Annotated in this window: 3 protein-coding genes; 1 reads left to right on the top strand and 2 read right to left on the bottom strand. The window is 74.1% G+C overall.

The genetic code is table 11. The features are described from left to right. Positions 1-267: electron transfer flavoprotein subunit alpha/FixB family protein (locus ACFWM7_RS34425; protein WP_383268481.1), on the top strand; the 267-nt coding region annotated here is incomplete at its 5' end. Positions 268-346: 79 nt separating this feature from the next. On the opposite strand, the gene ACFWM7_RS34420 is transcribed toward ACFWM7_RS34425, so the two are convergent. Next, positions 347-1,744: a lysine N(6)-hydroxylase/L-ornithine N(5)-oxygenase family protein gene (locus ACFWM7_RS34420; RefSeq protein WP_383268478.1), complete on the bottom strand. Its 1,398-nt coding sequence runs from the start codon at positions 1,742-1,744 to the stop codon at positions 347-349. 70 nt (positions 1,745-1,814) lie between these two features. Then, positions 1,815-3,308: a pyridoxal phosphate-dependent decarboxylase family protein gene (locus ACFWM7_RS34415; protein ID WP_383268475.1), complete on the bottom strand. Its 1,494-nt coding sequence runs from the start codon at positions 3,306-3,308 to the stop codon at positions 1,815-1,817. Between the last annotated feature and the right edge of the window lie 238 nt (positions 3,309-3,546).

Genomic DNA, 3,546 nt, shown 5'->3' with positions numbered 1-3,546 from the left:
TCGCGTGCGGCGGTGGACGCGGGCTGGTACCCGCACACCTCCCAGGTCGGCCAGACCGGCAAGTCCGTCTCGCCGCAGCTGTACATCGCCTCCGGTATCTCCGGTGCCATTCAGCACCGGGCGGGGATGCAGACCTCGAAGACGATCGTCGCGATCAACAAGGACGCCGAAGCCCCGATCTTCGAACTCGTCGACTACGGCGTCGTCGGTGACCTCTTCACCGTCGTCCCCCAGCTCACCGAGGAGATCACCACCCGCAAGGGCTGACCCTCCAGCACCACCCCGCACCACCCCGCACCACTCCGGGCCGCACGGTGAACCCCACCGCGCGGCCCGGAGCGCGTTGTCACCGCCGTTCTTCGGCGGACGCGGACTGTGACGACCGGTCCCGGTCGTCGCGGTCCTGAGCGCCGAGGCCGAACGTGGTGAAGGCGGTGCGCTCGGGCAGCGGGTAGAACTCCTTGCCCGTCAGCGCGTTGACGATCACGGCGGATCGCCAGGCGGCCAGGCCCAGGTCCGGTGCTCCGACGCCGTGCGTGTGCCGTTCGGCGTTCTGCACGAAGACGGAACCGGCGATCTCCGGTGCGAGGACGAGCCGTTGGGCCGCGTCGACCTGCGGACGCCCGGCCTGGTCGCGGACGACGTACGGGTCGAGAGCGGCGAGCAGCGTGTCGACGGGGCGCTCCCGGTACCCGGTGGCGAGGACGACGGCGTCCGTGACGAACCGGCCCCGCGTCTCCTGCTGGCCGTGCTCGACGCTCAGCTCGATGCGCCCCGCCTCCGTGGTGGCCGCTCCGGTGACCTCGATGCCGGGGGTGAGCGTGACGTCGGGCCAGCCGCCGCCGAGGCTGCGCCGGTACAGCTCGTCGTGGATGTCCCCGAGCGTGTCGCCGCTGACGCCCTTGTAGAGCTGCCACTGGCGGGGCAGGAGCCGGTCCCGGGTGGCCTGCGGGAGTCCGTGGAAGTAGCGGGTGTAGTCGGGGGTGAACTGCTCCAGGCCGATCTTGCTGTACTCCATGGGCGCGAAGGCCGGGGTACGGGCCAGCCAGGTCAGCCCCTCCGCCCCCTCGGGCCGGGACCGCAGCAGGTCCAGCAGGACTTCGGCGCCCGACTGGCCCGAGCCGACGACGGTGATGTGGCGGGCGGCCAGCAGCCGGTCCCGCTGGGCGAGGTAGTCCGCGGAGTGCAGCACGACGGCGGCCGGGTCCTGAGCCAATTCCCGCAACGGCTCCGGGACATGGGGGGCCGTGCCGACGCCGAGGGCGAGGTTGCGGGCGTGGGCGAGGCCGGTCGTGAGCGTCTCTCCGTCGGGGCCGAGCCGGGTGAACTCCACGGCGAACGCGCTCCGTCCGGGATCCCAGGAGACCGTGTCGACGCGGTGGCCGAAGCGGGTGGAGGGCAGTTCGGTGCTCACCCAGCGCAGGTAGTCGTCGAACTCGGAGCGGTGGATGTGGAAGCGCTCGGCGAAGTAGAACGGGAAGAGCCTGCGGCGGATCTTGATGTAATTGAGGTAGGACCAGGGGCTGGTGGGCTCGACGAGACTCACCAGGTCGGCCAGGAACGGCACTTGGAGGGTTGCTCCCTCGATGAGCAGCCCGGGGTGCCAGTGGAAGGCCGCGCACTGCTCGTGGAAGGCGGTGCGCAGCCCGGGGACGCCGTCGGCGAGTGCGGCGAGCGAGAGGTTGAAGGGCCCCGCCCCCACCCCCAGCAGGTCGAGGGGCGGCGTGCGCGGTCCGGGTGTCATCGGGTTCCTCCGGCGGGTGTCGCTGGGGCGGCGGGGGGTGGACCCGGGCGGGTCGTGCGCGTCGTCGACGTCATGGCGACAGCCTTTCCGCCGCGGGGGCATCGGTACCTTCGGGCGCCGGCGCTTCGCTCACCGCGCGGTCCGCGGCCGCCGTGACGAGGTCGAGCAGCGGGAGCAGGTCGGCCGTCGCGGCGTTCGGGTGCAGCAGGGTGGCCTTCAGCCAGAGGCGGCGCCGGCCGTCGCCGTCCTCCGCCACCGCGCGGCCGAGGACGGCGCGCCCCTCGGCGAGCAGGGTGCGGCGGGCCGCGGCGACCACGGCGTCGCCCCCCTCGTCGGGCAGCGCGTCGGACACCGCCGGGCGGAACAGCACGGTGCTGATCCCGATCCCGCCGGGCCGGCGGCGCAGCGCCGGGTGCGCGTCGACGGCCCGGCCGAACTCGTGGGCCGTACGCACGCAGTGCTCCACCAGCGCGCCGAGTCCCCGGCGTCCCAACGCCCGGAAGGTGACCGCCATCTTCAGGGCGTCGGGGCGCCGGGTGGTGCGGATCGAGCGGCCCAGCAGGTCCGGGAGTCCGGCCTCGGTGTCGTCGTCGGCGTTGAGGTAGTCGGCGCGCAGGGACAGCGGGGCGAGCATCGCGGCGTCGGCGACGGCCAGCGCCCCGGCGGCGACCGGCTGCCAGCCGAGTTTGTGCAGGTCGAACGTTACGGTGGCGGCGTGTTCCAGGCCCGCGAGCTGGGGGGCCAGTCGCTCGCTGAACAGCAGCGGACCGCCGTACGCGGCATCGACGTGGAGCCGCGCGCCGTGGCGTTCGGCGATGCGGGCGATTTCCGGGAGCGGGTCGATGCGCCCCTCGTCGGTGGTCCCGGCCGTGGCGACGACCAGGAGCGGCGCTCCGGCGAGGCCGGTCAGGGCGCGGTCGAGCGCGGCCGGGTCGATCCGGCCGTCGCGGCAGGCGACGACCGCGGGGGCGGGCAGGCCGAGCATCCAGGCGGCACGGTGGACGCTGTGGTGGACGTTGGCGCCGGTGACCACCCGGAGGCCGCCCGGGGCCGCTCGTTCCCGGGCGAGAAGCAGGGCGACCAGGTTGGACTCGGTGCCGCCGCTGGTGATGAGCGCGTCGGGTGCGGAGGCGTCCGGGTGGACGAGCCGGGCCAGTGCGGCCGTGGTCAGCTCCTCGATCACTCCGGCGGCGGGCGCCTGGTCCCAGGAGTCCATGGAGGGGTTGAGGGCCGCCCCCGCCAGCTCTGCCGCGACGGCCACGGCGAGCGGCGGGCAGTGCAGATGGGCGACGCAGGCGGGGTCGGCCGGATCGGCGGCCCCCTCGGCCACCGCCCGTACGAGATCCGCGAGCGCGGCCTCACCACCGATGCCCTCCTCGGGCAGCACCGGGGCGGCCAGGGCGGTGGTCCGCCGGGCCACGGCGTCCGGGCCACCGGCGGGCAGTGGCCCACCTCTTGCGCGGGCGGCGGTCTCCAACGTGTCCAGGACGACCGAGGTGAGGGCACGCAGGTGGCCGGGTCCGTCGACGCCGCCCGCGAGGTGGCCTCCCGTACCGGCGCTCACACCCCACGCTCGACGGGGAGTTCGGTGGACAGCAGGCCCTGAGCACGCTCCATGGCGAAGCCCTTCGATCGGAGTGCAAGATCCACAGCCGGGATTCGCTGGTTAGGCTAACCTAACTCTCCCGTTGACGAAGAACGCACCCCGGTCGGCCGGCCCTCCGAACCGGCAGGCTCCCCAACGGAGTCGGGGACGCCGGACCGTACGGCGCGGGCCCGGTGCGGGAGCGGCGGTGGCCGCC

Origin of the sequence: Streptomyces sp. NPDC058375 (assembly GCF_042723425.1) — a bacterium.
Classification (GTDB): domain Bacteria; phylum Actinomycetota; class Actinomycetes; order Streptomycetales; family Streptomycetaceae; genus Streptomyces; species Streptomyces durocortorensis.
The sequence above is the reverse complement of the archived record's forward strand: the minus strand, read 5'-3'. Positions and strand labels throughout refer to the sequence as shown.

What these genes read in the sequence shown, in the direction of transcription:
- ACFWM7_RS34420 (WP_383268478.1), bottom strand. Translation starts at nt 1,744, where the DNA reads ATGACACCCGGACCGCGCACGCCGCCCCTCGACCTGCTGGGGGTGGGG.